Genomic DNA, 26,002 nt, shown 5'->3' with positions numbered 1-26,002 from the left:
ACATGATCGCGCCGCCCTGGTAGTTCTGGAAGCAGCCGCTGTTCTTCAGCCCGCAGATGACTCCCGAGGTCGGGTAGCCCATCGCGCCGTTTTCGTAGCCGCTGCGGGCCCAGGCATCACGGATCGGCCCCAGCAGGCTCGGCTGCGCGCCGGTCGCCGGGGACCACATGACCACGCCCTTGGCAAACCCCTGGAAACAGCCCCCGCCACGCAGGCCACACGTGATCCCCGACGTCGCAGAACCCATCACCGACGACGACGACGTGAACGCGGCAATCGCGTCCAGCGCGGCCCGCGGCACGCTGTTCCGCGCGAAAGTGCGCAGGTCCGCATAGCTGCCGTTCCAGACATTCGAGTCGCCGGCAAAGGGGCCGGACTCGCTGTACTGCCAGAAGCTGTAATTCCGCCAACCCGACGGAAGGGGGCCAGCGTAGTTGCTGGCAGAACTGGGCCAATACGCGGTCCACAGCGGGTAGTCGCCGAAGCCTGTGGCGTCCCCTGTGCACCGCTTCCACCACGAGGTGTTGGTGTAGATGACGGGCAACCGCCCCGTCAGGGACAGCATGGTTCTTCCGAAATCCCGCACCCAGGTTGTCAACTGTGTGGGGGACATGTCGTAGCAGGTGTTGCCCTGGTAGTAGCCACCAATGGTCTGGCCAGCGTAAGGATTGGCCTCAAAATCGAGGACGGGAGGCAGCGTGTAGCCGTCGGGACTCCACACCCCTCCGCCGTTGACGAATATCCGGGCCTGGTCCGCTCCCGAGGATGCCGCGGGGTTGGCGAAATGGTAGGCGCCACGGAGCATGCCGACGCCACGGGATCCCTGGAACTGGGCCCTGAACGCCGGGCTCGTGTAGTAGTTGCCTTCGGTGGCCTTGATGTAGGCGAAGCGGGCGCCCAAGTCCCACTGGGTCTGCCAGTTGACCGTTGCCTGATAGTTGCTGACGTCCAAACCCTGGACGCCGAACGTCGGGGTCCACGTGCCTTCAGTGGCGAGCGCCCCGGCCTCCGTGCGCAGGCGGCTTGGGGCGTCGGAACTCCGCAGCCCCTGGCCCATCTCTGCGCCGCCCGGACCTGCCGCCGCTGCCATCGCGGTCCGGTAGTCGGTCGACGTGGCCTTGGCTGCCGCGGGGGCGCCGGCAGCTTGAGCGGCGGGGGCAGGGGACGTCGTCGCGGAGGGGCTTGGCTTCGCGGCCGGCGTCGAGGTGGCCGTCGGTCGTACGGTCGGCGTCGGTGCCGGTTCGACGGCAGAGGCGGTTGAAGCCAGGCCGGGACCGGCCAGAAGCGACGCGGCCAGCAGCACGGTGCCCACCCGGCTGCCGAGGTGCCTCTTGGGTTGAAGTAAAGTCCGCTTCATTTTCCGCTCCGGAACAACACGCTCATGGCAGTGTCATAGTGATCTCGCCCCCAATGCCATGCGTGATGCAATTGTTCGGGATGTGAGAATGTCTGACTTGTCGCGCTCACCCTAACATCGCCCGTTTAAGCGAACCAGAGTTTCTGGTGGTACTAGTGGGGTAATTGTTATGAAGCGGGTTGCGGGTTTTCCACATAGGGTCCCTCAGGGCCTTGTCCGGGGGCCCGCCCGAGCTTAGCTTTAACCCAATTGCAGCGCCCCGGGACAGGGCGGCAGTCATATTGGGGGCATTGTGGAGGCTGTGCGAATTGTCGAGGACGAAGTTCGCGAGCTGATTCGACGCCGCGGCCTCGATCCGCTGCGGCAGGCCGGTGAAGTGAGGCGCCTCGTCGAGGCAGCGGTCATGGATTACGACGAGCGGGCCTTGTTGGGTCCCCTCCCGCCGATCGGTCCGTTGGAGACGGCGCGTAGGTTCGTTTTCGACGCCGTGGCCGGGTTCGGCGCACTGCAGCCGCTGCTGGACGACCCTGCCATCGAGGAAATCTGGCTGAACGCTCCAAACGAAATCTACGTGGCCCGGAACGGCGAGTCGGAGTTGACATCGGTCTCGCTCACGGACCAGCAGGTCCGGGACCTTGTGGAACGGATGCTCAAGAGCTCCGGGCGCCGCCTGGACTTGTCATCGCCCTTCGTCGATGCGGCGCTGCCCGATGGCTCGCGCCTGCACGTCGTGATTCCAGACGTGACGCGGCGTCACTGGGCCGTCAATATCCGCAAGTTCGTCGTGAAGGCCAGCAGGCTCGAGCACCTCGTGGAGCTGGGTACACTGACGCCGCAGGCAGCGCGGTTCCTCGGCGCTGCCGTCGCCAGTGGGCTGAACATCCTGGTCTCCGGCGCCACCCAGGCGGGCAAGACCACCATGCTCAATTGTCTGGCGGCCAGTATCGGAACCCGTGAGCGCGTCATCACCGTTGAGGAGATCTTCGAGTTGCAGTTTCCCCTGCGCGACGTCGTGGGGCTGCAGTGCCGGCAGCCGAATCTGGAGGGCGAAGGTGAAATTCCCATCCGCAGGCTGGTCAAGGAGGCCCTGCGCATGCGCCCCGACCGGCTGGTGGTGGGCGAGGTCCGGGAGGCCGAGAGCCTGGACATGCTGATCGCGCTGAATTCCGGTCTGCCCGGGATGTGCACAGTCCATGCGAATTCTGCCCACGATGCAGTCACCAAGATCTGTACGCTCCCGCTGCTGGCAGGCGAGAACATCTCAAGCGCCTTCGTGGTTCCGACGGTTGCTTCCTGCATCGACCTCGTGGTCCACTGTGCCCGCCACGCCAGCGGACGCAGAGAGGTGACGGAGATCCTGTCATTGGGTCGAAGGGTCGAGAACGGCATCATCGAGTCGTCCATGGTGTTCGCCCTCGCTGATGGCCAGCTGCAGCCCAGGGCGAACTCGATGCCGGCAGCCGAGAAGTTTTCAAGGGCCGGGTACGACGTCGCGGCCCTGCTGGAATCGCGCTGATGGCGGCGCTCCTTGGCATGCTTGCCGGTGCCGGACTCCTGCTGATCTGGTGGTCTGCCTGGGAGCAGCCGAAAGCGGCCGGACGCAGGCTGGGCCCGGGGCGTCTTGAGGACCTGTTGCGGTCCGCAGGCATCGAGAGGGTCAGCGGCCCCGGCCTGCTGGTGAGCTGCCTCGGTGTCGGAGCGTTTTCGATGCTCGTCTTCTTCGCGGTGACCGGGTCGTGGCCGATCGCGGGCTGTTTTGGCCTCTTTGGGGGCTGGCTTCCCATGGCCATCGTGAAGTGGCGTGCCCGGAAACGCACCGCTGTTCTGCGCCAATTGTGGCCCGACGTCGTCGACCACCTCCGCTCCGCCATCCGCGCCGGCCTGTCGCTGCCGGAAGCCCTCATCCAGTTGGGCCACAACGGCCCGGAGGAACTCCGCCATGTGTTCCGCGATTTTGGCTCTGACTACCGCTCGGGAGGACAATTCGATCCTTCCCTCACCAGGCTGAAGGACCGGCTGGCGGATCCGGTGGCCGACCGGATCGTCGAGGCGCTCCGGCTGACCAGGGAAGTGGGCGGATCGGATCTGGGCCGGCTGCTGGGCACCCTGGCGGAGTTCCTGAGGGAAAGCGCCCGGACCAGGAGCGAGCTGGAGGCACGGCAGTCCTGGACGATCAACGCCGCGCGGCTGGCGGTGGCCGCTCCCTGGGTTGTCCTGATGCTGCTGGCAAGCCGGCCCGAAGCCGTGGCTGCCTACAGCACGCCGCTCGGGGCCGCCGTTTTGGTGGGGGGACTCGTGGTGTCCCTGGCCTGCTATGCCATCATGCTCCGCATTGGAGCGCTGCCGGCAGAGGAGAGGGTCCTCCGATGACAGGGCTGATGGCGGCGGCAGTCGCCTGCGGTGTCGTCCTTGGCTGCGGCTTCTGGTTATTGCTGATCAGGCTTCCGTTCATGCGGCCGACCACCTTCGTTGAACGCATCGGGCCGCAGTTGAAGTCCCACAACCTGGAATCCCGGCTCCTGCGCGCCGTACCGAGAAATCTCACCCCGTTTGGGCCGCTGGAACGAATTCTGCGGCCGGTCATTGGCGACGCCGTCTCGTGGCTGGGGAGGCTGAGCCCTGCATCTTCGGCCCTGGACCGCCGGCTAACCAGGGCCGGGAGTGCCAAGTCGCCGGCGGATTTCCGGGCCGAACAGCTCCTGTGGGGCGCGGGCGGTTTCGTCGCGGCGGTCGCTGCCGTTGTGCTCTTCGGCGTGGCCGGAAGGTCCAGCCCCCTGCTCGCCGTGGTGCTGGTGCTGGGCAGCGCTGCCGGTGGATTTCTGTTGCGCGACTACCTGCTCAGCGCGCATGTCAGGAAGCGTGAGGCCCGCATGATGGCGGAGTTCCCAAGTATCGCAGAACTCATGGCACTGGCCGTCAGCGCGGGCGAGAGCGCGACGGGCGCACTGGACAGAGTGTGCCGCAGCGCCCGGGGCGAGCTGTCCAAAGACTTCACCCGCGTTCTGGCGGAGACCCGGGCAGGAAAACCGCTCGTGGAAGCCCTTCAGGAGTTCTCGGCACGGACGGAGCTTGGCCCGCTGCTCCGTTTTGTCGACGGGCTGGTCGTCGCCGTCGAACGCGGAACGCCACTCGCTGATGTGCTGCGGGCCCAGGCCCAGGACGTCCGGGACACGGCAAAGCGCGACTTGATGGAGTCGGCCGGAAAGAAAGAAATCGGCATGATGGTTCCCGTCGTCTTCGGCGTTCTGCCGCTGACAGTCGTGTTCGCTGTTTTTCCGGGCCTGGCAGCCATCAGCCTGGGTTTGTAACAACAGCTAAAGGAACAGTAGGGAAGCCGCAGGAAGACAAACGAGGGACCAACCAAAGGGGAGAACGTGAAACAGATCCAAATCCGCATGGTGCTGTTGCTTTGCACCGTGAGCCTGGCGCTGGTGCGTGCCAGGGCAAACCCGGCCATGGGGCGGCTGCGTGAGCGGCCCGGTGATCCCCGGGAGCGGGGCGATGTGCCCGGCTGGGTGATGATCACATTGATGTCGGCCGTCCTCGTCGCCGCACTTCTCGCGCTCGCTGGCCCGGCCCTGGAAGGACTCTTCAACCAGGCCATGGACAAGGTCGGGCAGTAGCACGTGCGCCTGCCCGTCGCCGGCAGGAGCACGACAAACGAACGAGGTTCGGCGGTGGTCGACTTCGTCCTCGTCGGCGGGCTGCTCACCCTGTTCTTCCTCGCCATCGTCCAGCTCACCCTCGTTCTGCACGTTCGGAACACGCTAATCGACGCCGCGGCATCGGGCGCCAGATACGGAACCCTCGCGGACCGCGGCGCCGTCGAGGCCAAGGACCGGACTGCGGAGCTGATCGGCGTCGCGCTCAACGCTGGGTTCGCCACGGACGTGACGACGAGTGAAGCCACATACCAGGGCGTCCGGACCCTGGAAGTCACGGTCCGAGCGCCGCTGCCTGTGATCGGGCTGATCGGTCCCCGCGCTTTCCTGGAGGTGAAGGGGCATGCGGCCATCCAGCCCTGACTCACCGGACCGGCAGCCGTGGGGCGAGGCAGCGATGGCAGACGCCTGCGTCCCGGACGACGCACAACGGGGAAGCGCCGTCGTCGAGTTCACCTTCCTGTCGCTGCTGCTGATGGTGCCGCTGGTCTACTTCATCATCACGATGGCCCAGCTCCAGGGCGGCTCATTCGCGGTCGTCGGCGCCGCGGACCAGGCCGCCAAGGTCTTCGTTACCCAGGCAGATGCCGCCAGCGGCCGGGCCGCTGCCGAGCAGGCCGTCCTGCTGGCGCTCGCGGACCACGGGCACTCCGCGGCGAGTTCCCGGCTCGAAACCAGTTGTGCCCCCGCGGACTGCCTGGCACCGGGATCGGCCGTGACGGTCACCGTCCATTTGACGGTACCGCTGCCGTTTGTCCCGTTCAGCGAAGTGCTGGACCTCAACGCCGGGCAGCTCAGCGCCACCGCCACGCAGTTGGTGGGCCGCTTCCGATGAGCCGTCCCCGGAAGCTGCGCGTCGGGCGCCCGTGGCACGGACCGGAATCTGATCCATCATCCCCGGACCGGCGCAACGACGCCGGACAACTGATGGTGCTGGTCGTCGGCTTCGTGCTGCTCGCGCTGCTTCTCGCGACCGTGGTCATTGCGGCCTCCAGCGTCTACATCGAGCACAAGAAGCTCCTCTCGCTGGCCGACGGCGCCTCCGTGGCCGCCGCGGACAGCTTCACCCTTGGCCAGCTCGAAACGGGCGGCGGCAACCCGACCGCCACCCTGACCGGCGCACGCGTCCAGAGCGCCGCAGTCGAGTTCCTGGGCCGCAGCGGCGCCTCCACCCGGTTCAGCAGCCTGGCAGTCGGTCCGGGAACGGGCAGTCCGGACGGTTCTACCGCCCTCGTGGTGCTCAGCGCCGCTGTCCACCCGCCCGTGGTCAACTTCCTGGTCCCTGACGGCATCAGGATCGAGGCGAGTTCGACCGCGCGTTCGCAGCTCACGCGCTAACGGGCTCGAGGCCCGCAACCCAGTCGGGGCGGCTCGTACGGATAGCGTAGGCTTAAAAAACCATGGCAAACATTGATTTTCCCGCAGAAATCCGCGCCCTGCGCGCCACCTACGCCTCCATCGAGAACGTTTCGAATATCGAGGCGCTGAAGGAAGACATCGCCGAACTCAGCGAACGGGCCGGCGAACCCAATCTGTGGGATGACCCCGCGGCCGCCCAGGTCATCACCTCGAGGCTCTCGCACCGCCAGTCCGAACTGGCACGCCTGGACTCCCTCGCCTCGCGGATCGACGATCTTGAGGTCCTCGTGGAGCTGGGCCAGGACGAGGACGACGCTGACTCCATGGGCGAGGCCGCGATCGAGCTGGAATCGATCCGCAAGGCACTGACGGAACTCGAGGTCGTGACACTGCTGTCCGGCGAGTTCGACGAGCGCGAAGCCGTCGTCACCATCCGCGCCGGCGCCGGCGGCGTGGACGCAGCGGACTTCGCCGAAATGCTGCTGCGGATGTACCTGCGCTGGGCCGAACGCCACGGCTACCCGACCACCATCATGGACACCTCCTACGCCGAAGAGGCCGGGCTCAAGTCCGCCACCTTCGAGGTCAAGGCCCCCTACGCCTACGGCACGCTCAGCGTCGAGGCCGGCACCCACCGCCTGGTTCGGATCAGCCCCTTCGACAACCAGGGCCGCCGCCAGACCTCGTTCGCCGCGGTCGAGGTCATCCCGCTCATCGAGCAGACGGACTCCATCGACATCCCGGACAACGAGATCCGGGTCGACGTGTTCCGTTCCTCGGGCCCGGGTGGCCAGTCCGTCAACACCACGGACTCCGCGGTGCGCCTGACCCACATCCCCACCGGCACCGTCGTCTCGATGCAGAACGAGAAGTCCCAGCTGCAGAACCGTGCAGCCGCCCTGCGCGTGCTGCAGTCCCGGCTGCTGCTGCTCAAGAAGGAACAGGAGGATGCCGAGAAGAAGGCGTTCGCCGGCGATGTCAAGGCCTCGTGGGGCGACCAGATGCGCTCTTACGTCCTGAATCCTTACCAGATGGTCAAGGACCTGCGCACCGAACACGAGGTCGGCAACACCTCGGCGGTGTTCGACGGCGAGATCGACGATTTCATCGACGCCGGCATCCGCTGGCGGACAGACAACCGCAACGCGGACAAATAGCCGGACGCAGGCGGCCGCGGACAAGTAAGCCCCTTGGGAACTGGCCCCGGCGCGTCCGGACGCCCCATCTGCCTCTTGTGCCACTCCTGCCCCTCCCGGTTATTCCTGCGACACGCCCCCACACTCAGGACGATCCGCCAGGGCCCGTGCGTATAGTCGAGAAGCCGGAGCTTTACTTCCCCCACTAGAAAGCCCTCGCGCCGGCAGCAGAACAGGGCCGTACCCGTCCACGTCCTGCAGGGTACTTAGGGCCATGATCCGTTTCGAAAATGTCACCAAGGTCTATGACCAGAAGGCGCGACCCGCGCTGGATTCGATCAACCTTGAAATCGACCGCGGCGAATTCGCCTTCCTGGTCGGAGCGTCCGGTTCGGGCAAGTCGACCTTCCTGCGCCTCGTCCTCAAAGAGGACCGCGCCTCCTCCGGTGCCGTCTACGTGGCTGGCCAGAACGTCGCGAACATTTCCAGCTGGCGCGTGCCCCGGCTGCGCCGCGGAATCGGCGTCGTGTTCCAGGATTTCCGCCTGCTGCCGCAGAAGACGGTGTTCGCCAACGTCGCCTTCGCCATGCAGGTTATCGGCAAGAGCCGCAGCGTCATCCGGGACACCGTTCCCGAGGTCCTCAAGACCGTCGGCCTCGACGGCAAGGAGAACCGCCTTCCGCACGAACTGTCCGGCGGTGAACAGCAGCGCGTGGCGATCGCCCGCGCCGTCGTCAACCGACCCGGCATCCTGCTGGCCGATGAGCCCACCGGCAACCTGGACCCCACCACCTCCATGGGCATCATGGGGGTGCTGGACAAGATCAACCAGAACGGCACCACCGTGGTGATGGCCACCCACGACGACGACATCGTCAACGAGATGCGCAAACGCGTAGTCGAGCTCCGCAACGGAGTCATCATCCGGGACGAGGCCAAAGCCCTCTACACCTCCGTGTTTCCGGTAGTGGGGCAGTCGCGCCGCCTGCGGGATGCCAGCGGGCGGGAACCCCAACCCGCTGCAGCCGCCTCCCGCGCCGCAGGGGAGGGCCAGCTGTGAGGCTCCAATTCGTCCTTGCCGAGATCGGCAGCGGCCTGCGCCGCAACCTCTCCATGGTGGTCTCGGTGATCCTGGTGACGTTCGTGTCCCTGACATTTGTCGGCGCCGCCGGCATGCTTCAGCTGCAGATCAACCAGATGAAGGGCTACTGGTACGACAAAGTCCAGGTGGCCATTTTCCTGTGCAGTGACGGTTCGACGGCGGCCGGCTGCGCCACCGGCCCTGCCACCCCGGAACAGCAGGACAATCTGGGCAAGCTTCTGGAATCGCCTGCGGTGGCCCAGTACGTCAACGACTTCCAGTTCGAGTCCAAGGACGACGCGTACAGGCACTTCAAGGAACAGTTCTCCAATTCCCCAATAGTCGACTCGGTGACCCCGGACCAGCTCCCGGCCTCCTTCCGGATCAACATGAAGGACCCGGAGAAGTATCAGATCATCAGCGAGACGTTTTCCTCGCAGGCCGGCGTCGAGACCGTGATCGACCAACGCCAGCTCCTGGAACGGCTCTTCTCAGTCATGAACGCGGCATCGCTCGTGGCCGTCAGTGTCGCCGGTGTGATGCTTGTCTGTGCCATCCTGCTGATCGCGACCACGATCCGGCTTTCGGCCTTCAGCCGGCGGCGGGAAACCGGAATCATGCGACTCGTCGGGGCGTCGAAGATGGTGATTCAGCTGCCTTTCATCCTGGAGGGGGTGATTGCCGCGGTGATCGGCGCGGCGCTTGCCTCAGCGACGCTGTGGGCCGTGGCGCACTTCTTCCTGGGCGGATACCTGTCCCAGCAGTACCCGGACACCGCCTTCATCTCCGCAGCTCAGACGCTGATTCTGGCGCCGGCACTGATTGGTCTGGGCGTTCTGCTGGCAGGAGTATCATCACTCCTGACCCTCCGGCGATACCTGAAGGTCTAGCGTGCGCAACGACGAGGGAGAGCCCATGACGCCGATACACCGACCCGCCCCGCGGCCGGTTTCGACCAGGCTCCCGGTGGCCGGCCGCCGCAGCCGCATCGTCAGCGCCGCGCTGGCGCTCGTCCTGGCGGCGAGCATGGGCGCCTCGACCCCAGTGGCGTTCGCCGACACCCTCGAGGACCAGCAGGCCGCACTGCGTGAGGAAGCGGCCCGGGTCCAGCATTCCCTCGAATTCGTGGACTCCCGGATTGCGCAGGCTGCCTCGGACCTCGTCCTCTACCAAGGTCAGCTCCCCGGCGCGCAGCAGGCCCTGCTCGACGCCCAGGGCCGCGTGGCCAGTGCCGTCAAGGAAGCCGATGCCCTCGCCGCGCGCGTGGACCTTGCGCAGCAGAACAAGGCCAAGATCACCCAGCAGCTTGAGACGGACCAACAAAAAATTGCCGACACCAAAAAGCTGATCGGACAGATCGCCACCCAGGCGTACAAGTCCGGCGGTGTTCCCTCCAACCTTTCGCTGTTCTTTGGGTCGAACAACAGCGGCAGCCTTGCGGAAACCATCGACCTGGCCGACCAGGCCATGCGCAGCCAGAACTCCGCAATGGGCAAGCTCACGCAGCAGAACGCCACCAACGTCAACTCGCGGGCCAGGCTCGAAGCGGTGGAAGCAGAAATCACGGAGCTCAAGGCAAAAGCGGACGCCGCGCTGGCCCGTGAGCAGGCCGCCCGTAACGAGGCCGAGGCCAAAAAGGCCCAGGTGGACCAGCTCATCGCCGACACCACCAGGCTCGACGGCGAGCTCCAGGCCGCCAAGCCCGGAATCCAGACCCAGCTCGCCCAGGTCAAGTCCCAGCAGGACGCTGTCGCGGCGGATATCGTCGAACGCGACCGCAAGCTGCGGGAGGCCTACGAAGCCGAACAGCGTCGGATCGCCGAAGCTGCTGCGACCGCCGCCGCGGCGGCCGCCCGTGCCCAGGGCCAGACCAGGCCCCCGGCGCCGTACGTCCCAGCCCCACCCGGACCGCCGTCGGCATTCGGGCTGCGGAACCCGTTCAACGGCGTCCGGATCAGCTCCGGCTTCGGCTGGCGCGCGACTCCGCCGGGAACCATCGATTTTTACGGCCAGGGCGGCTACATGCACACGGGCATCGACTTCGCTGCCGCCTGCGGTACGCCGGTCTACGCCGCAGCGGCAGGCACGGTGTTCTCCGCCGGCTGGGCCAATGACGGGGGCGGAAACAATGTGAAGATCTCGCACGGGGTCGTCCAGGGAAACTCGCTGACAACTATCTACTACCACAACGCCAGGGTGACGGTGTCCCCGGGACAGCGGGTGGACCAGGGACAGCTGATCGCCTATTCGGGAACCACCGGCAACTCCACCGGCTGCCATTCGCACTTCGAGACCTGGCTTAACGGCCGGGCCGTGAACCCGATGAACCTGCTCTGATCAGCTTGGAGCGGAAGCCCCGGGGCTGAGCTGCGGCTCTGCCGTAAACTGGAAGAAGCCTGCGCCGCTCCGGCATCGGGCCCACCCGACGATCCAAGGAGTTCTACCGTGCCGAAAGAAAGTGGCCGTAAGGTAGTGGCCACCAACCGCAAGGCCCGGCATGACTACCACATCCTCGACACTTACGAGGCCGGGATCGCGCTGATGGGCACCGAGGTGAAGTCCCTCCGCGAGGGCCACGCCTCTATGGTCGACGGCTTCTGCACCTTCTACAACGACGAGCTATGGATGGAGGGCATCCATATCCCCGAGTACCACCAGGGGAGCTGGACCAACCACGCCGCGCGCCGCCGCCGAAAGCTGCTGCTGCACCGCGACGAGCTCACCAAGATCTCGCATAAGATCCGCGAATCAGGCTTCACGATCGTCCCCCTCCAGCTGTACTTCCTGGACGGCCGGGCCAAGGTTGAGATCGGCGTCGCCCGGGGCAAGAAGGAATACGACAAGCGTCAGACCCTGCGCGAGCAGCAGGACAAGCGCGAGGCCCTGCGTGTCATGCGCGAGCGGAACCGGCGCTAGGGACGGGCACCAGGAAACCCGCGGGAATGATTCCGCCGGGACGTGCGTTATGCTAGATAGTCCGGGAAGGAACGGCGCTAAACTGTAACAGCGGTTAAGCGTCAGACCGGAACGGTTTGATAAAAAAATACGGGGATGATCGGTTTCGACGATGTTAGTCGCGACAGGTGAAGCGGGCCGAGGATGCAGAATTATCTCGTAAACGCTGTCTGCAAACCAATAAGTGCCGAATCAAAACGCACTGACTTCGCTCTCGCTGCCTAAGCAGTAAGACAGTCCGTCAGCCCGAGGTTGCTATTGCCCCGGATCCTGGCGTCATTTAGATAGCCACTGCTGTTTACCCCCGTCATCGGGGTGAACGGGACTCTTTGATGACTGGGCCCGGATCAGCCAGCTGTTTGCAGCATGGCCGGGGCCGAGAAAATCCGACGCAAACTGCGCCCGGAGAAGCCCTGACAACACGACATCGGACGGGGGTTCAATTCCCCCCATCTCCACTAGAGTTAGCCCCTAGATCCTTGTGATCTAGGGGTTTTCTTTTTGCCTGTTGGCGAGAACGCCCATTTTGTTGGCGAGAAACGGCACCCATAGGGGACAGGCATGGAAGCGCACGAAGACAGAACGGTACAGTCGGGGGAGCGTTGGGGCCACATCGATGAACTGAACTGGGCGGCTGACCGCGCCACGATCCGGAGCCTCAACAATCGGGGCGAGGAACCCTCCGAGTGGCTGGCTACCGAGTACCGAGAACTCAACGCACGCCGTGCGGCGGCGGCCACCCGTGGCTAACATCCGGTCCCGGCAGCTCATCAAGGGCGGGTCCTCGCACACGATCACGTGGCGGGATCCGGAGACAGGCCATAAGACGCGCACCTTCTCCGACAAGGACTACGGGCCCGGGGAAGCGCTCAACAAGGCGCTCGAGCTGAAGGCGTTCCTTGATGCCAATGGGAACACCTACATGCTCGCGGCCAAGGCGAAGGTCCGGAAGGACTCCACGGCGCCGACCGTCTCCGAGGTCGTGGTCCGCCACATCGATCTGCTGCGCAAGCCCCAGCCTGGCACGATCGCGAAGTACCGGAAGATGGCCGCCTCGCACATCGACGGAAGCGACCTCGGCCGGACACCGGTGGACAAGGTCAACAAAGCCCGCGCAGATTCTCGGGGCAACGCCGGTATTCCTCAATGTCCCACTCGGAGTCGTTGACGCGCCGGACGTTGCCGGCGGGGATCCATGCCCAGTGCGCGTGGTGCTCGTCGTCCTGCCAGGACACGAGGATGTGCGATGGGTTCCACCGTTCGGCGACGGCGTAGACGTCCACTGTGCCCGTCGTGAGCGGCAGGGTGGCCATGACTTTCGGGTACTGCCTGTACGTCCACGAGTGCGTCGCCTCCGGGTCGTGGCCCGGGTCCGGGCGCAGGTACTCGTAGGCCTTACCGTCTAGCGTGAAGGTGGGTCGCTTCTCGATTTGTGCCACATGCCCAAGCTACTCGCGCGCGGAACTTACTCAAACCTGTGGGAATACTGCGCGAAACAGGGGCGGGAAGCTGCGGGCGAGCACGTAGGCTTGTCGCGCGCGGGAGCTTGGATCGCGTCCCGGAAGACTGGGGAGTCACAAATTTTCGACGGGGGCCTCACCCCTGAGGACGCTTCGCCCTGCCACCCCTCAGGTGGCTCAACCGCTCCACATCAGCAACTTCTTCACGCTGTCTACGAAAGGACACTCATGGACCGCCTGGACCGCCGCAGGTTTCTCACGCTGGCAGCTCTCGCCGCACCGGGAGCCATTCTTGCCGCCAATACCGCCGCTGCCACCCCGGCCCACGCCGCGACGCCGGCACTGAAGGGCATCGGCTACTCGAACAGCACTGACCTCGCGAGGGCTCAGATCCAGAGGCTGAACGTCAAGTGGCACTACAACTGGGAGCCGTACTGCAACCTCACGACGCCGCCTTGGACTCCCATGGTAAAGAACGCGCAGCGGCTGCTGGAAGGCGACGCCATCGGCAAGATCATGAGGGGGCTGCCGCAGACCGGGGCCAAGCACCTGCTCGGCTTCAATGAGCCGGACTACGCTACGCAGGCCAACATGAGCGTCGACCAAGCGATCAGCCTTTGGCCCCAGCTCCAGAAGACCGGCCTGCGGTTGGGCTCCCCGGCGACGGTCAATGTCACCAGCCCCTGGCTGAAGGACTTCATGACCAAGGCCAAGGCCAGGGGTCTGCGCGTGGACTTCATGACGATGCACTGTTACGGCTGGCCGAACGTGGAAGACTTCCTGGGCAAGGTCACCTTGCTGCATGAGATGTACGGCAAGCCCATCTGGGTGACCGAATACGCGGTCGCGGACTGGCAGGCCAGTTCCACCAAGGCGAGCCGGTACAGCCGCTCCGCAACAAACGACTTCATGCGGGGCACCGTCGCGGGAATGCGGGCCATGCCCTATGTGGAACGCTTCGCCTGGAAGACACGGGCCGCCAATGACCCTGTCATGGGCAACTCGGCACTCTTCAGCCCGGACGGCTCTCGGACCTCCACCGGCCTTCTGTACGCCTCGTTGTAGGGAGCACGTTTCTCAGGGAACCACATAAAGAGCGCCCGTCCCCTCCGAAGGGGGCGGGCGCGCCTTTGCTTGTATTTGGATGGACTGGACAGAGTGTATATACACCTCGTAGGGTTTTCCTATCGGAACAGGCCGAAGACGAAGGGCAGCTGAAACCATGAGCAAGGGCACACCAAACCGCGCAATCCGGATCGACGACGCACTCTGGGAGAATGCGAAGGAGGTTGCAATCCGACGCGGTGACACGATCTCCGAAATCCTCCGCGGTGCGCTGGAGGAGTACGTGTCTGCGGCGCCGGCTGCTCGCCACATCAGTCCGCACGCCGACTATGCGCGGGCCGAATCAATGTCCGTCTTCGAAGCGACCACCACGACTAAAGTGCACCTCAACCGCGCCGACATGGAAGCCCACGGACACACCTTCGAGCCCGGTCTATCGGTCACGGCAGTACCGATGGGTGGCAAGCTCTGGCACCTCACCGCTGCTTACGAAGGCTGCGTCTGGGAGGGCCTCGGGTCGTCAGAGGAAATTGAGGCCACGACTCTCCTAGCCACCATCAAGGGGAACTAGAGCCCAGCCGCAGGCAGCCAGCCCCAAAGCGCCAATGTAGAAGACGCAGAAACGCGCCCGCCCACCGAAGTGGACGGGGCACTAGGGGCGGCTGGAGGTCAGGCCGCCCCGGCGAGGAATGCCGCGACCGTGTGATTGGCGTGTCGGTCGTGGTTGTGCCGCGCGCGGTCGTACCTCGCGGTGATCCTGGGGTCGCTGTGTCGGGCCGCTACCTGCACGTCACGCAGCGGGACTCCCGCGTCCAGGCACGCGGTGACGAAGCTGTGCCGCAGGGAGTGGGGACTGATCTTCTTGCTGATCCCGGCCGACTTGCACAGCCTGGTCACGGCGAGCGCCGCGGACTTCCGGTTCATCGGTGCATCACGCCCCAGATCACCACGAGGACTTGCCCGATGGTTCCCTGCAGACTGCGAGGGGGGTCGAGCATGATCGCGGCGCCCAGCACGGTCACACCCAGATAGACCAGGAAGTAAACGACTGACTGTTTACGGGGCTCCTGGATGCGGAGCCAGAGTCTGTGCAGAATGTGGTTCATGTACGCCTCCTCGGCGGATTGGATGTGGCTGTGGCCCCGGAGATGGACTCCGGGGCCACGCCTTTTCGAGCACAAAAAAAGGACCCCGTTGAGGGTCTTGGCTTGTTCGATATTCGCAGGAGGGGCCCGTTGCGGGCCCCTCCGTATTTGTCAGGCGTGAACTAGTTCAAACGGCTTGCTGCCTTCTTCCACGCGTGGCCGGCGAGCCACTCGATTCTTTCCGAGGGGGTGACGTAGCCCTCGAGGGCAATTACGCCTGGCACGAGGGTGACCTCGCCGAGGAGCGGGCCTCGGGTGGAGGAGTACGTGTCTATCCGAGCGAAGGGGGCAGGCACAGCTACCGAAGCTCGTCGCGCCAAGTTCAGCTGCTGCTCCCAGTTGTCCGGGCGTTCAGGCTCCACGATTTCGAAGTATTTGGGGTCCGAGTAGATGTCGTCCTGCGTGAGCGGGTTGAAGTCCCCGTCGAACCATGCGTGGGTCGGCTTGCCGCTGGAATTTCCGACCTGTTCGATGAAAACAATTTCGCCTTGGAAACCGAAGAACTTGATGTCCCGGGGTACGGCGCGGCCGTCGGGCTCACGGATGCGTTCCTCGACGATGTACGGCTTGCTGGCGTGGTTAGACTTCAGCGACATCTGCTTCTGGAATGCCTTGATCTGAACGGCCGTGTACTCCTTGTCCGACATGCTGTCGTAGAAGCCGTTGTCGGTCCTGGCAAGGACCATGACGCCGATCGCGGAGAACAGGAAGGTCGGCTTCAGTACGAACTCGTCCGGGAGCCCGTCAAGGTCGATCGTGTCGGCTGAATCGAAGTGGCGGTAGATCTCGGCCGTGGGAAGGCCTGCGTACTTGAAGAACTCGTGTGCCTTCAGCTTGTCGTGGAGGTACCACGGCACGTTCTTTTCCTCGCCGTCACGGCGCTGTCGGACCAGATCTGAAAACTGTATTGGCTTATCCTTTCCTTGGGAGGCCACAGGCCCCTTCCTCAGACGCTGCTCACGGCAACACTCCCGTAAGCTTGTCTTCTATGAACGCCGAGGAGCAAATCCAACTACTGCAGGGCCAGGTCAGCGAACTACGGGAGATCGTTGACAAACTGCGGCCTGTGCGGGGTCCGTCGCTCTTCATTGATGAGACTGCTGTGATCGATCCCACCTGCGCCCTGTACACCGGGACCAGCACCAATCGGATTACCGTCGGTAGGCACACCAAGGTCTTCAGGGGCGCCGAGTGGACGGGTACGATTTCCGTTGGAGCGCGAGTCTTCATCAACGCCCATAGCTTAATCCGCCCGAACGTCGTTATCGAGGATGATGTTTCGATGGGGCAGCATGTCCGCCTCATCTCAGACACCCACGAGATTTCCGCGGGCTCACGCCGCACCGGCACCCCGCGTCACGACCCGATTGTTATTGGTCGTGGATCCTGGATCGGCGCCGGCGTAACAGTCCTCGGCGGGGTGACCATTGGTGAGCGGTCCATCGTCGCCGCAGGGTCCGTCGTCAACAAGGACGTCCCGCCGAACGTTGTAGTGGCAGGCGTGCCCGCCAAGATCGTCCGATACATCAACGACGTTGACGGGTCCGCCGTGCTCACTACAGAACCAATCCCGGACCCGCAGCCGGTTGAGGCCTACAAGGCGAACTGATCGTATAGGCCCTGGCCCTGCATATACAGGTAGTCGCCGCCGAATCGGTGGACCGTGCCTGCGGGGATCGACGCGCCTGGCTGGTAGGGCCGGTTGTAGACCTTCACGATTGATGCGTCCCGGTGCTGGAGGAACGCCTTGGTCGCGTCCGGGTTCTTGCTGCCCTTGCCGCGCCGGATGGTTTCCTGCACGTTGCTGTACCGTGCCGCCGCCGCGATGCTCTTGTTCGCGGAGGACAGGAACACGTAGGACATGGCCGTGTCGTTCTCCGCTGTCAGCGCGGTGATCGTGCCAATCAGCCCGGCATTGTTCACGTACTTGTTGCCGATGGACGACGCGAGCTGATCGAACAGGGCCATGGAAGCGGGGATCATCATCACGTAGTTGTCGCCCAGGACAATGTCCGCGAGCGCTTTCCATTTGCCGGTGATCGTGACCTGGCCGTTGGCCCGGATGAGGTGGCTTGTCGCTACCTCGATCAGGTTCGTGGCGCCGCTGGACGTGTTGCGGCCATGGAAGCGCTGCACCAGCTCGAAGCTGGTCAGGGTCCGGTACTGCCCGGTTGTCATCGCCGCCACGTCGACGACGGTGTCGCCGTCGAGGAACACCGGGGCGTCCGCCTGGAAGGATGTCGCGACGCCGTGATACGGCACCCACTCGTACGCTGCCCCGCCGGCGGGCTTGACCTGCATAGCGATGTCCTGGTTGGACGCCGGTTTCAGCAGGATGTCTTTGCTGACCTGCCGGAACGGGGAGTAGACCGAGAGGAACGTGGCGGAGTTGGTATCGGTGTTGTTCGCCAGCCAGCCGCGGGCCGTGCCCGCACCGGTTGACGGGGTGTTGTCCGGGTCGTCACCGATGAACCTGCCCGCCACGGTGTACGTGCCGGCCCGGAGGTTCCTGAGCACCACGGCGCCGGCCGCGTCGTAGGCCGCAGCGGGTGCTCCACCCCGTAAAGATCCACACAAAAGGCCGGAAGCGTCAGCTTCCGGCCTTTTGTTTTGCCTGGGCTGCCCGGCTGGCGGGGTCAGCTTAGCGCTTCTTGATGTGGGCAACGGGATCCGCGTGCGTTTCCGCGACGTTTTTGGACTTCTTCTCGGCCCGTTTTTCCTTGATGGTTTTCACCGGTTTCTTGGCCGTGCTCTGGTGTGGCGTTTTGTCAGGCATGTGGGCGCTCCCTAGCAGCAGGGGGCCGGGATGGCCCCGTGTTATTAAGTTACGCCTCGGGCACCGCAACGTCCACGATGCCGACGAAGCGGCTGCCCACGCCCTCATACTCGCTGCGGACCAGCCCGGCGGCGACGCTCGGGACCTCGTACGGAGCATGGTGGGCGCAGCAGACGTAGGTGAATTCCGGCCACCACTTCTTCGGCCGGGCCGCCTCGGAGAACCCACAGACCGCGCAGGTCAGCTGGACCCAGATGGGGCGCTTGCCGGTGCGGTTTGCCTTGGACTGCACGAGCCAGGCGGGCGGGTTGTCCAGGAGGTCGCCGAGCTCGGCGTCGCTCAGCCGGGGCGGGATGCCGTGACGGTGGGCCATTTCCAGCGGAATGTCGAGGATCTGGGCTGCTTCACGTCGGGTAACCATCCTTCAACGATACGGGATGGGACGGTCCCCGGATCGCCGTCAGGGTCCCGGCGTAAGGCTCGTCACAGCCCCGTCAGGGCCAGTCCGAGCGCTGCCGCCGCCAGGCCGGCGAGCAGGTTCGCGGCAAGGTTGACGGCGGCGGCGCGGTAGCGCGTCTCGCTCACCAGCCGCACCGTGGCCGTGGTCCAGGAACTGAAGGTGGTGAGGCCGCCGGCGAGCCCGGTGGAGAGGCCGGCCTGCCACTCGGCCCCGAGTCCCAGCTGGCCCGTGATCCCCAAGGCGGCGCCGATGATGAAGGAGCCGGTCACGTTGACGGTGAGCGTCGCCCAGGGCCAGTGCGGATAGCGCCCCGGGTGGTGCGCAAACCAGGAGTCGACGGCGAAGCGCAGCAGGGCACCGGCCACGCCGAAGACTCCCACCAGCACGGCGGTGATCATGCCGCCCCGCCGCTCAGGTCGGCCAGGGCCTTGCCGGTTTTCCAGCCGGCGGCCGCAGCGCCGAGGCCCAGGACCAGCGACAGGCCCAGGTAGGCCAGCCAGCCGGCATGGAAGCCGGCACGGAACTGCTGGTCGATGACGAACACCACGGCAGAGAAGGTGGTGAAGGAACCCAGCAGTCCGGGGCCGAGCCCGGCCCGCAGCCAGAAGGCGGTTCTCGGCCGCGCAATCCAGACCGTGGTGAGGGCCGCGAGGACAAAGCTGCCGACGACGTTGATCACCAGGGTGGTCCAGGGGATCGTGCCCGCTGTCTCGGGGAACACCAGGCCGGCACCGTAGCGCAGTTCCGTACCGATCAGTCCGCCGGCGGCGACGGCCGCCCACGCACGCCAGCCGCTAGTTGTGCTCAAGGCTGCAGCCCGGATGGCCGGACTCGCTGTGGACCCAAAGGGCGGAGGCGACTTCCTCGGCGAGGTCGAACTCGTGCCCGGCCGCGCCGGATCCGATGCGCACCACCAGAGCGCCGCCGAACGGCTTGCGGCCCAGGACCTCGACTTCGGCGTCCAGGTCGATCTCCTCGGCCGAAAGGTAGCGCAGCAACTCGGGGTTCTCGTCGCTGATCCGCGTGATCCGGCCCGTGTGCCCGTCGTCGAGCTCGCTCATCCGGTGGGCCGCGGGCACCTGTACGGTGCCGTCCGCCGCCGGAATCGGATCGCCGTGCGGGTCCCGAACCGGGTCCCCAAGCTTGGCTGCCATCCGTTCGATGAAGGTGTCGGAGACGGCGTGTTCCAGGAGCTCGGCCTCGTCGTGGACCTCGTCCCAGCGGTAGCCGAGCTCCCGGACCAGGAAAGTTTCGATCAGCCGGTGCCGCCGGACCATGGACAACGCGAGCCGGACGCCGTCGGCCGTCAGCGTGATGGCGCTGTACGGCTGGTGGTCCACGAGGCCCTGGTCCTTGAGCTTGCGGACCATTTCGGAGACCGAGGAGTTGGCCACGCCGAGTCGCTGGGCAAGCTGGGTGGACGTGATGGGCTTGTCCTGCCACTCCGTAAAGGAGTAGATGACCTTGACGTAGTCCTCGATCGAGGAGGAGGGCAGACTGGTCTTCACGGTTTCCAGCCTACCGTCAGGCGGCGCCGGAGACCGTCACGCCCGGACGGCCCGCCAGCTTTGCGTCAGGTAGGGGAGCGGGAGGACCTCGCCGGGGTGGTGGCCAAGGTGCTGGTGCAGGTACCAGTCGAGGTTGCCCAGGACCTTGGCCCGGGTCGCCCCGCTGGCCGCCAGGTAGTAGCTGCGGGACTTGGTCAGCTCGAGGATGTCTGCGGTGCGCACCGGATCCTCCCAGCGGGTGAGGTGGCTCTCCAGCCGCGTGAATTCCGGGCCCAGGGGCGGCCTGAAATCCGGTTTGTGGACATCGCCGGCATGCATGATGCGCGAGAGACGGTGCACCCAGGGCACGGACGTATCCAGCTGGTTCCAGACCAGCCCCAGCACACCGTGGGGGCGGAGGATCCGTGCGATCTCTGTGCTGGCCAGGAGCGGATCGCACCAGTGCCAGGCCTGGGCCACGGATACGAGGTCGAACGCCCCGGCGGGCAGCCCGGTGTGCTCGGCGGTGCCCTCCACGGCGGTGACTCCCGGGAGCGTCCGGCGCAGCTGTTCCAGCATGTCGGCGGAAGGGTCCACCGCGACCGTGTGCAGGCCTCGCCCGGCCAGCAGTGCCGTGAACTTCCCGGTTCCGGCGCCGAGGTCCGCGGCGTCCTTCGCGCCCGGGGCGACCAGCCAGTCGGCGGAATCGGCGGGGTACCCGGGGCGGACGCGTTCGTAGTGTTCCCCGCCGTCCTGGAAGCTCTGCCCCAGCTCCTGGCGGCGTTCTTCATGCAATTTGGGTCCGCCGCGTGCCACGTGCGATCTCCTTCGGCAGGTCCGGGTTGGGTACCTTTCGAATTTACCGCACGCGGCAGCGCCGGTGATTCCTAACCGCGGGCCCGCCGGGGTTGTCAGTCCTGGGTGCAGGGGGCCGCACCGGCGGTGCCGGGTGTGTTGGGGGCCCAGTGCGGGTAGGTGCGCGTGTCGTTGGACGGCACCCAGCGTCCGGCGTCCACGACGTAGTCCCAGCCGAGGCCGGTCCGGCGCAGCTCCTGGAGGGCCGCGAGCAGCCGCTGGGCGTCTTCCAGCCGGGAACCCAGGCCGAAACTGGCGCGCAGTGAGCCGGAGGGCAGCCCAAGACGCCGCAGCAGGGGGTGCGCGCAGAAGCGGCCGTCCCGCAGCCCGATGCCGTGTTCGGCCGACAGGTAGGCCGCCACGAGGCCCGCGTCGTAGCCTTCCAGCGAGAAGTTGACGACGCCGATCGTGCCGGTACCCGTGCCGTTGCCGGGCCCGGTCCCGGTCCCGGAGTCACCGGTCCCGGAGTCGAAGGAAGCACTGTCCGAGAAGATCTGGTGGACGCTCACGCCGTCGATCCGGGCGAGGCCCTCGACGAGGAAGGACCGGATCGCGTTTTCGTGCGCGTGCCACTGCTCCACGTCCAGGTCGGCGATCACCTGGGTGGCCCGGGCCAGGGTGGCGGCGCCAAGGACGTTGGGGGAGCCGCCTTCATGCCGGGCGGGGCCGGTGGTCCAGCTGACACCGTCAATCCGGGCGTCCTGCACGGCTCCGCCGCCGGCCAGGTGCGGTGTGCCGGCGTCGAGCCAGTCGGGACGGCCGATCAGTACCCCGGCGCCGAACGGTGCGTAGAGCTTGTGTCCGGAGAAGGCGAGGTAGTCGACGCCGTCCGCGGCGATGTCGATCCGCCGGTGCGGTGCCAGCTGCGCGGCGTCGACGACGATCCTGGCGCCGTGGTCGTGCGCCAGGGCGGCCAGGGCCCGGATCGGCAGGATCTCTCCGGTGACGTTGGAGGCCCCGGTCACGGCGAGCAGGCTGACGCCGCCGTGGGCGAGCTCCGTGCGAAGCAGTTCCAGGGTGGCTGCCAGGGTGGGGGCGGCGATGACGCTGCGGTGCGGGACGCGCTGCCAGGGCAGCAGGTTGGCATGGTGCTCGATGTCGAGGTACAGCACCTCGCCGGTGTGCACGCCGTCGACGGCGGGCAGGCAGCCGGCCAGCAGGTTCAGGGAATCGGTGGTGTTCCGGGTGAATATCACCGCATCGTCCGGCCGGCCGCCCACGAACTCCCGGACAATGGTGCGGGCGTTCTCGTAGACCGAGGTGCTGATCTGCGAGGCGTAGCCGGCACCGCGGTGGACGCTGGCGTAGAACGGCAGGATTTCGTTGAGGTAGGCCGAGACGACGGACAGGGCCGGGGCCGAGGCGCCGTAGTCCAGATTGGCGTAGCGGACGTGGCCGCCCTGGATGAGCGGTGCCTGGATCTCGGCGCCGGTTACGGCGGCCAGCGGCCGGCGGGCCACGGCGAACCGCGCGTCGGGACGGGCCTGGCCCGTACTGGGCTGGACATCGGCGGTGGCGGGAATGGTGGCAGTCGTCATGGGACCTCGCTCGAAAAGGACCCCACGCACCGGGGATCCGCGCTTGCCGGGTCCGTTCCGGACCGGCCAGGTCGTCACCCGGGGCACCCCACCGCGAATGGAGGGTTGCCGGCCAGCAAACCGGGGTTTCGCGCTGGCACTCGTGACCTGCTTCGAGCGTAGGTCATGCCTGCCGCCGCAGAAAAGACGCGGCGGGAATGTGAAGCGCTTTGTTACGGAACGTCCCTAGAGCAGGTCGTCCAGGCCCGGGTTGAGGCGCTTGAGGACCTCCGAGTGCAGAATGGAGTTCGTGGCCAGGGCGTTGCCGCCGAACGGGCCGTCTTCGCCTTCGAGGGAGGTGAAGCGTCCCCCGGCCTCCGTGACAATCGGGACCAGCGCCGCCATGTCGTAGAGGTTCAGTTCGGGCTCGCAAGCGATATCGACGGCGCCTTCGGCCACGAGGCAGTAGGACCAGAAGTCCCCGTACGCGCGGGTGCGCCAGACCTCCTCGGTGAGGCCGAGGAACTCGTCGAGGTTGCCGCGCTGTTTCCAGCCGCCCAGGCTGGAATAGGAGAGGGAGGCGTCCGAGAGCTCGGAGATGTTGGAGACCTTCAGCCGGGTGGCGGCGGCAAGCGAACGGCCCGTGTACGCTCCGGCGCCCTTGGCGGCCCACCAGCGCTTGCCCAGCGCCGGGGCGCTGACGACGCCGACAACCGGCTCGCCCTCGTCGACGAGGGCGATCAGCGTGGCCCAGACGGGGACGCCGCGGACGAAGTTCTTGGTCCCGTCGATCGGGTCGATGATCCAGCGGCGGGAGCCGTGGCCGGAGCTGCCGAACTCCTCGCCGAGGACAGCGTCGCGGGGACGGGAGCGGGACAGCTGGCCGCGGATGGCCTCCTCGGCAGACTTGTCGGCGTCGGTCACCGGCGTCAGGTCCGGCTTCGTCTCAATCCGAAGGTCGAGCGCCTTGAAGCGGCTCATGGTCTGGGAATCTACGGAATCTGCCAGTACATGGGCAAGGCGCAGGTCATCGTTGTAGCTCGAAGCGGGTTGACTCATGGTTCCAAACTACCGCCAAAGCGGGCGGCGGGGCGGGAGGCCACGTGGCTGCGCCGCAGGATGCGGGCAGGCGCGCGGCCGCTGCCGGCCGAACCGGCGGACTGGCCGACTAGGAGACGGTGCCCAGTTCCTTGACGTCCTGGGCTTCCATCCGCGGGTCGGTCCCCAACAGGCGGCGGAGTGAGGCGAGCCGGGCGGGGCCGGATTCGCCGGCGTGGCCGGCGGCCACCCAGGCGTCAACCCCACAGTTGACGGCGCTGGAATCGTGTTTGCAGCCCCGCTCGCAGTCGTCGGTGCCGGGCTCGAGGTCGGGGAAGGACCGCAGGATCCGGTCGGGGTCCACATGGGCCAGGCCGAAGGAGCGGATGCCGGGGGTGTCGATGATCCAGCTGCCCGGCGGCGCATCGTTGACCTTGAGGGCCAGCGCGGAGGAGGACGTGTGGCGGCCGCGCCCGGTCACGGCGTTGACGCCGCCGGTGGCGCGTTCGGCGCCGGTCAGGGCGTTGACCATGGTGGATTTTCCGACGCCGGAGTGGCCCAGCATAACGGTGACCTTACCGTCGAGGTGGGCGCGCAGCTGGGAGACGGCGCCTTTGTCCAGCCGCGCCGAAAGCCCGTCGTCCGAGCGGGCATCGATGCCGGAGGCGGCGGAGTCCGCCGTCTTGGAGATGATCACCGGGAAGGCAAGGTGCTGGTAGTTGGAGAGGAGTTCCGCGGGATCCTTGACGTCCGCCTTGGTGACGAGCAGCAGCGGCTCGATGCCGGCATCGTAGGCGGCCACTAGGGCGCGGTCGATGAACCCGGTCCGGGGCTCGGGATTGGCGGCCGCCACCACGATCACCAGCGTGTCGGCATTGGCGACGACTGCGCGCTCGATCGGGTCCGTGTCGTCGGCGCTGCGCCGCAGCAGGGTCTTGCGGTCCTGGATCTTGACCAGACGTGCGAGGGTGTCCGGTTCGCCGCTGACGTCCCCGACCAGGGAGACGAAGTCGCCGGCGACGACGGGGTTCCGGCGCAGTTCCCGGGCGCGGGCGGCGATGATCTTGCGTTCCTCGGGGGTGCCCTCGGCGACGACCGCGGTGTAGCGTCCGCGGTCAACGGTGATGATCCGCCCGGTGACGGCGTCTTCGTAGGCGGGCCGGTCCTTGGTGCGGGGCCGCGTGCCCTTCTTGTTGGGGCGGATCCGGACGTCGGATTCGTCCCAGGAGTCAGTGCTGCGTGCCACCGGGGGTGTCCTTCTCTGCGGGGGCCGCGCTGCCGGCGCCCTGGGCGAGCATGGACTCCCACAGCTGCGGGAAGTCGGGCATGGTTTTGGCGGTGGTCGCGATATCCTCGACCTCGATGCCGCGAACGGCGAGGCCCAGGATGGCGCCGGCCGTGGCCATGCGGTGGTCGGCGTAGCTGTGGACGACGCCGCCGTGCAGCGGTGCGGGCCGGATGATGAGGCCGTCGGAGGTCTCCTCGGCGTCGCCGCCCAGGCGGTTGATCTCGGCGACGAGAGCGGCCAGCCGGTCTGTTTCGTGCCCGCGGAGGTGGGCGATGCCGCTCAGCCGCGAGGGGCCGCTGGCGAGGGCGCAGAGCGCGGCGACCGTGGGGGCGAGTTCGCTGGTCTCGTCGAAGTCCGCGCCTTTGATCTCCGGGCCGCCGGTGACGGTCAGGGTGCCGTCCGTGAGCGTCACCGTGGCCCCCATGGTCGTGAGGATGCTGCGCCACAGATCGCCGACCTGGGTGGTCGGGGCCGGCCAGTTGGGGATGCGGACGGTGCCGCCGGTGGCCAGGGCCGCCGCGAGGAAGGGGCCCGCGTTGGAAAGGTCCTGTTCGATCCTGAGGTCAAAGGCGCGGATCGGCCCGGGGGAGACAATCCAGTGGTTCGGGCGGGAATCGTCTACGGCCACCCCGGCTCCGCGGAGCACGGCGACCGTCATGTTGATGTGGTCCAGGCTGGGGACGGGCTTCCCGGCGTGGTCCCTGCTCTGATGTTCGAGGTGCAGTCCCTCGGTGAAGCGGGCTCCGGCCAGGAGCAGCGCGGAAACAAACTGCGAGGAAGCGCTGGCGTCGATGACGAGGTGGCCGCCCCGCACTTCGCCGGTGCCGTCGACGGCGAACGGCAGCGACGCGGCGGAGTTGCCGTCGGGCGCGGTGACGGCGACGCCCAGCCCCGTGAGCGCCTCGATGATCGGCCCCATCGGGCGCAGGCGCGCGTGCGGGTCGCCGTCGAACAGTGCCACACCCCGGCGCAGGGCCGCGACCGGCGGGACGAACCGCATGACCGTTCCGGCCAGCCCGCAGTCGATATCCGTCCGGGCCCCGGCGGCGTCCAGGCTGATGGGCGTAATGGCAAGGTCGGGACCGAAATCGCCGTCCCCCGGAACCTCCGTGATGGTGGCCCCGAGCTGCCGCAGGGCCTCGATCATGAGCGCCGAGTCCCGGGAATGCAGCGGGGCGCGCAGCCGCGAGGGTCCGTCCGCGAGGGCGGCCAGCACGAGGTACCGGTTGGTCAGGGACTTGGATCCCGGAACCGTGACCGTTGCGTCGAGCGGCTGTTCGGCGAACGGCGCCCGCCAGAGCGGGGCGCCTGCGGCGGGAACGGAATGGGCAGCTGCGGTGGGGGTGGTGCCTGTCATTGCT

Annotated in this window: 33 protein-coding genes, 1 other RNA gene and 1 riboswitch; of the genes, 18 read left to right on the top strand and 16 right to left on the bottom strand. The window is 66.5% G+C overall.

Annotated features, from left to right (window positions below):
* Positions 1 to 1,357, bottom strand: a 1,357-nt coding sequence (locus tag ABIC21_RS09580) for a GH25 family lysozyme (protein ID WP_354350156.1), incomplete at its 3' end; no start/stop codon positions are given.
* Between the two features lie 292 nt (positions 1,358 to 1,649).
* Here ABIC21_RS09580 and ABIC21_RS09575 point away from each other — a divergent pair.
* From ABIC21_RS09575 to ABIC21_RS09505, 15 genes are all read left to right on the top strand, one after another.
* Positions 1,650 to 2,873: a TadA family conjugal transfer-associated ATPase gene (locus ABIC21_RS09575; RefSeq protein WP_354350155.1), complete on the top strand. Its 1,224-nt coding sequence runs from the start codon at positions 1,650 to 1,652 to the stop codon at positions 2,871 to 2,873.
* Positions 2,873 to 3,727: a type II secretion system F family protein gene (locus ABIC21_RS09570; RefSeq protein WP_354350154.1), complete on the top strand. Its 855-nt coding sequence runs from the start codon at positions 2,873 to 2,875 to the stop codon at positions 3,725 to 3,727. The genes ABIC21_RS09575 and ABIC21_RS09570 overlap by 1 nt, the downstream gene beginning before the upstream one ends.
* The gene (locus tag ABIC21_RS09565; protein WP_354350153.1) at positions 3,724 to 4,665 is read left to right on the top strand and encodes a type II secretion system F family protein; all 942 of its coding nucleotides are present in this window, start codon (positions 3,724 to 3,726) and stop codon (positions 4,663 to 4,665) included. The genes ABIC21_RS09570 and ABIC21_RS09565 overlap by 4 nt, the downstream gene beginning before the upstream one ends.
* A gap of 66 nt (positions 4,666 to 4,731) precedes the next feature.
* A complete protein-coding gene (locus ABIC21_RS09560; protein WP_354350172.1) occupies positions 4,732 to 4,980 on the top strand; it encodes a hypothetical protein in 249 nt (82 codons plus the stop codon).
* Positions 4,981 to 4,983: 3 nt separating this feature from the next.
* On the top strand, positions 4,984 to 5,382 hold the full coding sequence (locus tag ABIC21_RS09555; protein WP_354350152.1) for a TadE family protein: 399 nt from the start codon (positions 4,984 to 4,986) through the stop codon (positions 5,380 to 5,382).
* On the top strand, positions 5,363 to 5,854 hold the full coding sequence (locus tag ABIC21_RS09550) for a hypothetical protein (protein WP_502935981.1): 492 nt from the start codon (positions 5,363 to 5,365) through the stop codon (positions 5,852 to 5,854). Before ABIC21_RS09555 ends, ABIC21_RS09550 begins: the two co-directional genes overlap by 20 nt.
* Before the next feature lie 92 nt (positions 5,855 to 5,946).
* Positions 5,947 to 6,357 carry a pilus assembly protein TadG-related protein gene (locus tag ABIC21_RS09545; RefSeq protein WP_502935984.1) on the top strand — a complete coding sequence of 137 codons (411 nt, stop codon included), beginning with the start codon at positions 5,947 to 5,949 and terminating at the stop codon, positions 6,355 to 6,357.
* A gap of 62 nt (positions 6,358 to 6,419) precedes the next feature.
* Positions 6,420 to 7,535, top strand: coding sequence for a peptide chain release factor 2 (prfB, locus tag ABIC21_RS09540; RefSeq protein ID WP_354350150.1), 1,116 nt, complete (start codon positions 6,420 to 6,422; stop codon positions 7,533 to 7,535).
* Positions 7,536 to 7,788: 253 nt separating this feature from the next.
* A complete protein-coding gene (gene ftsE / locus ABIC21_RS09535; protein WP_354350149.1) occupies positions 7,789 to 8,574 on the top strand; it encodes a cell division ATP-binding protein FtsE in 786 nt (261 codons plus the stop codon).
* The gene (ftsX, locus tag ABIC21_RS09530; protein ID WP_354350148.1) at positions 8,571 to 9,485 is read left to right on the top strand and encodes a permease-like cell division protein FtsX; all 915 of its coding nucleotides are present in this window, start codon (positions 8,571 to 8,573) and stop codon (positions 9,483 to 9,485) included. The genes ftsE and ftsX overlap by 4 nt, the downstream gene beginning before the upstream one ends.
* Positions 9,486 to 9,510: 25 nt before the next feature.
* A complete protein-coding gene (locus ABIC21_RS09525; protein WP_354350147.1) occupies positions 9,511 to 10,932 on the top strand; it encodes a peptidoglycan DD-metalloendopeptidase family protein in 1,422 nt (473 codons plus the stop codon).
* A 108-nt stretch (positions 10,933 to 11,040) separates the two neighbouring features.
* Positions 11,041 to 11,511 carry an SsrA-binding protein SmpB gene (gene smpB, locus ABIC21_RS09520; RefSeq protein WP_024367797.1) on the top strand — a complete coding sequence of 157 codons (471 nt, stop codon included), beginning with the start codon at positions 11,041 to 11,043 and terminating at the stop codon, positions 11,509 to 11,511.
* A gap of 131 nt (positions 11,512 to 11,642) precedes the next feature.
* Positions 11,643 to 12,011: a transfer-messenger RNA gene (gene ssrA, locus ABIC21_RS09515) on the top strand.
* A 100-nt stretch (positions 12,012 to 12,111) separates the two neighbouring features.
* Positions 12,112 to 12,300 (top strand): hypothetical protein, encoded by a 189-nt coding sequence (locus ABIC21_RS09510; protein ID WP_354350146.1) that lies wholly within the window; start codon positions 12,112 to 12,114, stop codon positions 12,298 to 12,300.
* Positions 12,293 to 12,718, top strand: a complete 426-nt coding sequence (locus ABIC21_RS09505; protein ID WP_354350145.1) for a hypothetical protein — start codon at positions 12,293 to 12,295, stop codon at positions 12,716 to 12,718. Before ABIC21_RS09510 ends, ABIC21_RS09505 begins: the two co-directional genes overlap by 8 nt.
* On the opposite strand, the gene ABIC21_RS09500 is transcribed toward ABIC21_RS09505, so the two are convergent.
* A complete protein-coding gene (locus ABIC21_RS09500; protein WP_354350144.1) occupies positions 12,651 to 12,989 on the bottom strand; it encodes a hypothetical protein in 339 nt (112 codons plus the stop codon). The two genes, ABIC21_RS09505 and ABIC21_RS09500, sit on opposite strands and share 68 nt — an antisense overlap.
* A gap of 249 nt (positions 12,990 to 13,238) precedes the next feature.
* Between ABIC21_RS09500 and ABIC21_RS09495 the strand changes: the two genes are divergently transcribed.
* On the top strand, positions 13,239 to 14,075 hold the full coding sequence (locus ABIC21_RS09495) for a glycosyl hydrolase (protein WP_354350143.1): 837 nt from the start codon (positions 13,239 to 13,241) through the stop codon (positions 14,073 to 14,075).
* A 157-nt stretch (positions 14,076 to 14,232) separates the two neighbouring features.
* A complete protein-coding gene (locus ABIC21_RS09490; RefSeq protein ID WP_354350142.1) occupies positions 14,233 to 14,646 on the top strand; it encodes a ribbon-helix-helix domain-containing protein in 414 nt (137 codons plus the stop codon).
* 98 nt (positions 14,647 to 14,744) lie between these two features.
* On the opposite strand, the gene ABIC21_RS09485 is transcribed toward ABIC21_RS09490, so the two are convergent.
* The 3 genes from ABIC21_RS09485 to ABIC21_RS09475 form a co-directional block, all read right to left on the bottom strand.
* A complete protein-coding gene (locus tag ABIC21_RS09485; RefSeq protein ID WP_354350141.1) occupies positions 14,745 to 14,999 on the bottom strand; it encodes a tyrosine-type recombinase/integrase in 255 nt (84 codons plus the stop codon).
* Positions 14,996 to 15,181: a hypothetical protein gene (locus ABIC21_RS09480; RefSeq protein WP_354350140.1), complete on the bottom strand. Its 186-nt coding sequence runs from the start codon at positions 15,179 to 15,181 to the stop codon at positions 14,996 to 14,998. The genes ABIC21_RS09485 and ABIC21_RS09480 overlap by 4 nt, the downstream gene beginning before the upstream one ends.
* A gap of 161 nt (positions 15,182 to 15,342) precedes the next feature.
* Positions 15,343 to 16,077 carry an ATP-grasp fold amidoligase family protein gene (locus ABIC21_RS09475; RefSeq protein ID WP_354350139.1) on the bottom strand — a complete coding sequence of 245 codons (735 nt, stop codon included), beginning with the start codon at positions 16,075 to 16,077 and terminating at the stop codon, positions 15,343 to 15,345.
* A gap of 131 nt (positions 16,078 to 16,208) precedes the next feature.
* Here ABIC21_RS09475 and ABIC21_RS09470 point away from each other — a divergent pair, with 131 nt between their 5' ends.
* Positions 16,209 to 16,829: an acyltransferase gene (locus ABIC21_RS09470; protein ID WP_354350138.1), complete on the top strand. Its 621-nt coding sequence runs from the start codon at positions 16,209 to 16,211 to the stop codon at positions 16,827 to 16,829.
* Here the strand turns inward: ABIC21_RS09470 and ABIC21_RS09465 are convergent.
* The 11 genes from ABIC21_RS09465 to aroA form a co-directional block, all read right to left on the bottom strand.
* Positions 16,814 to 17,740: a hypothetical protein gene (locus ABIC21_RS09465; RefSeq protein ID WP_354350137.1), complete on the bottom strand. Its 927-nt coding sequence runs from the start codon at positions 17,738 to 17,740 to the stop codon at positions 16,814 to 16,816. The genes ABIC21_RS09470 and ABIC21_RS09465 overlap by 16 nt on opposite strands.
* Positions 17,741 to 17,861: 121 nt before the next feature.
* Complete coding sequence (locus ABIC21_RS09460; protein WP_310057072.1) at positions 17,862 to 17,996, bottom strand: hypothetical protein; 135 nt, start codon at positions 17,994 to 17,996, stop codon at positions 17,862 to 17,864.
* Positions 17,997 to 18,045: 49 nt separating this feature from the next.
* Positions 18,046 to 18,417 carry a hypothetical protein gene (locus tag ABIC21_RS09455; protein WP_354350136.1) on the bottom strand — a complete coding sequence of 124 codons (372 nt, stop codon included), beginning with the start codon at positions 18,415 to 18,417 and terminating at the stop codon, positions 18,046 to 18,048.
* A gap of 62 nt (positions 18,418 to 18,479) precedes the next feature.
* Positions 18,480 to 18,854, bottom strand: a complete 375-nt coding sequence (locus ABIC21_RS09450; RefSeq protein WP_354350135.1) for a fluoride efflux transporter FluC — start codon at positions 18,852 to 18,854, stop codon at positions 18,480 to 18,482.
* Complete coding sequence (locus ABIC21_RS09445) at positions 18,851 to 19,264, bottom strand: fluoride efflux transporter FluC (protein ID WP_354350134.1); 414 nt, start codon at positions 19,262 to 19,264, stop codon at positions 18,851 to 18,853. Before ABIC21_RS09445 ends, ABIC21_RS09450 begins: the two co-directional genes overlap by 4 nt.
* Positions 19,251 to 19,964, bottom strand: coding sequence for a metal-dependent transcriptional regulator (locus ABIC21_RS09440; protein ID WP_354350133.1), 714 nt, complete (start codon positions 19,962 to 19,964; stop codon positions 19,251 to 19,253). Before ABIC21_RS09440 ends, ABIC21_RS09445 begins: the two co-directional genes overlap by 14 nt.
* A 36-nt stretch (positions 19,965 to 20,000) precedes the next feature.
* Positions 20,001 to 20,759 carry a class I SAM-dependent methyltransferase gene (locus tag ABIC21_RS09435; RefSeq protein WP_354350132.1) on the bottom strand — a complete coding sequence of 253 codons (759 nt, stop codon included), beginning with the start codon at positions 20,757 to 20,759 and terminating at the stop codon, positions 20,001 to 20,003.
* Positions 20,760 to 20,854: 95 nt separating this feature from the next.
* Positions 20,855 to 22,336: an aminotransferase class V-fold PLP-dependent enzyme gene (locus ABIC21_RS09430; RefSeq protein WP_354350131.1), complete on the bottom strand. Its 1,482-nt coding sequence runs from the start codon at positions 22,334 to 22,336 to the stop codon at positions 20,855 to 20,857.
* A 34-nt stretch (positions 22,337 to 22,370) separates the two neighbouring features.
* Positions 22,371 to 22,484: riboswitch (SAM riboswitch) on the bottom strand.
* 77 nt (positions 22,485 to 22,561) lie between these two features.
* Positions 22,562 to 23,374, bottom strand: coding sequence for a histidinol-phosphatase (gene hisN / locus ABIC21_RS09425; RefSeq protein ID WP_056425973.1), 813 nt, complete (start codon positions 23,372 to 23,374; stop codon positions 22,562 to 22,564).
* Positions 23,375 to 23,483: 109 nt separating this feature from the next.
* Entirely contained in the window at positions 23,484 to 24,599 is a 1,116-nt protein-coding gene (gene rsgA, locus ABIC21_RS09420) for a ribosome small subunit-dependent GTPase A (RefSeq protein WP_354350130.1), read from the bottom strand.
* Positions 24,583 to 25,998, bottom strand: coding sequence for a 3-phosphoshikimate 1-carboxyvinyltransferase (aroA, locus tag ABIC21_RS09415; RefSeq protein WP_354350129.1), 1,416 nt, complete (start codon positions 25,996 to 25,998; stop codon positions 24,583 to 24,585). Before aroA ends, rsgA begins: the two co-directional genes overlap by 17 nt.
* Between the last annotated feature and the right edge of the window lie 4 nt (positions 25,999 to 26,002).

The sequence above is a fragment of the Pseudarthrobacter sp. PvP090 genome (assembly GCF_040547365.1).
In the GTDB taxonomy this organism is placed as follows: Bacteria; Actinomycetota; Actinomycetes; order Actinomycetales; family Micrococcaceae; genus Arthrobacter.
Note: the sequence above shows the minus strand (reverse complement) of the source record. Positions and strands in the feature narration are given on the sequence as shown.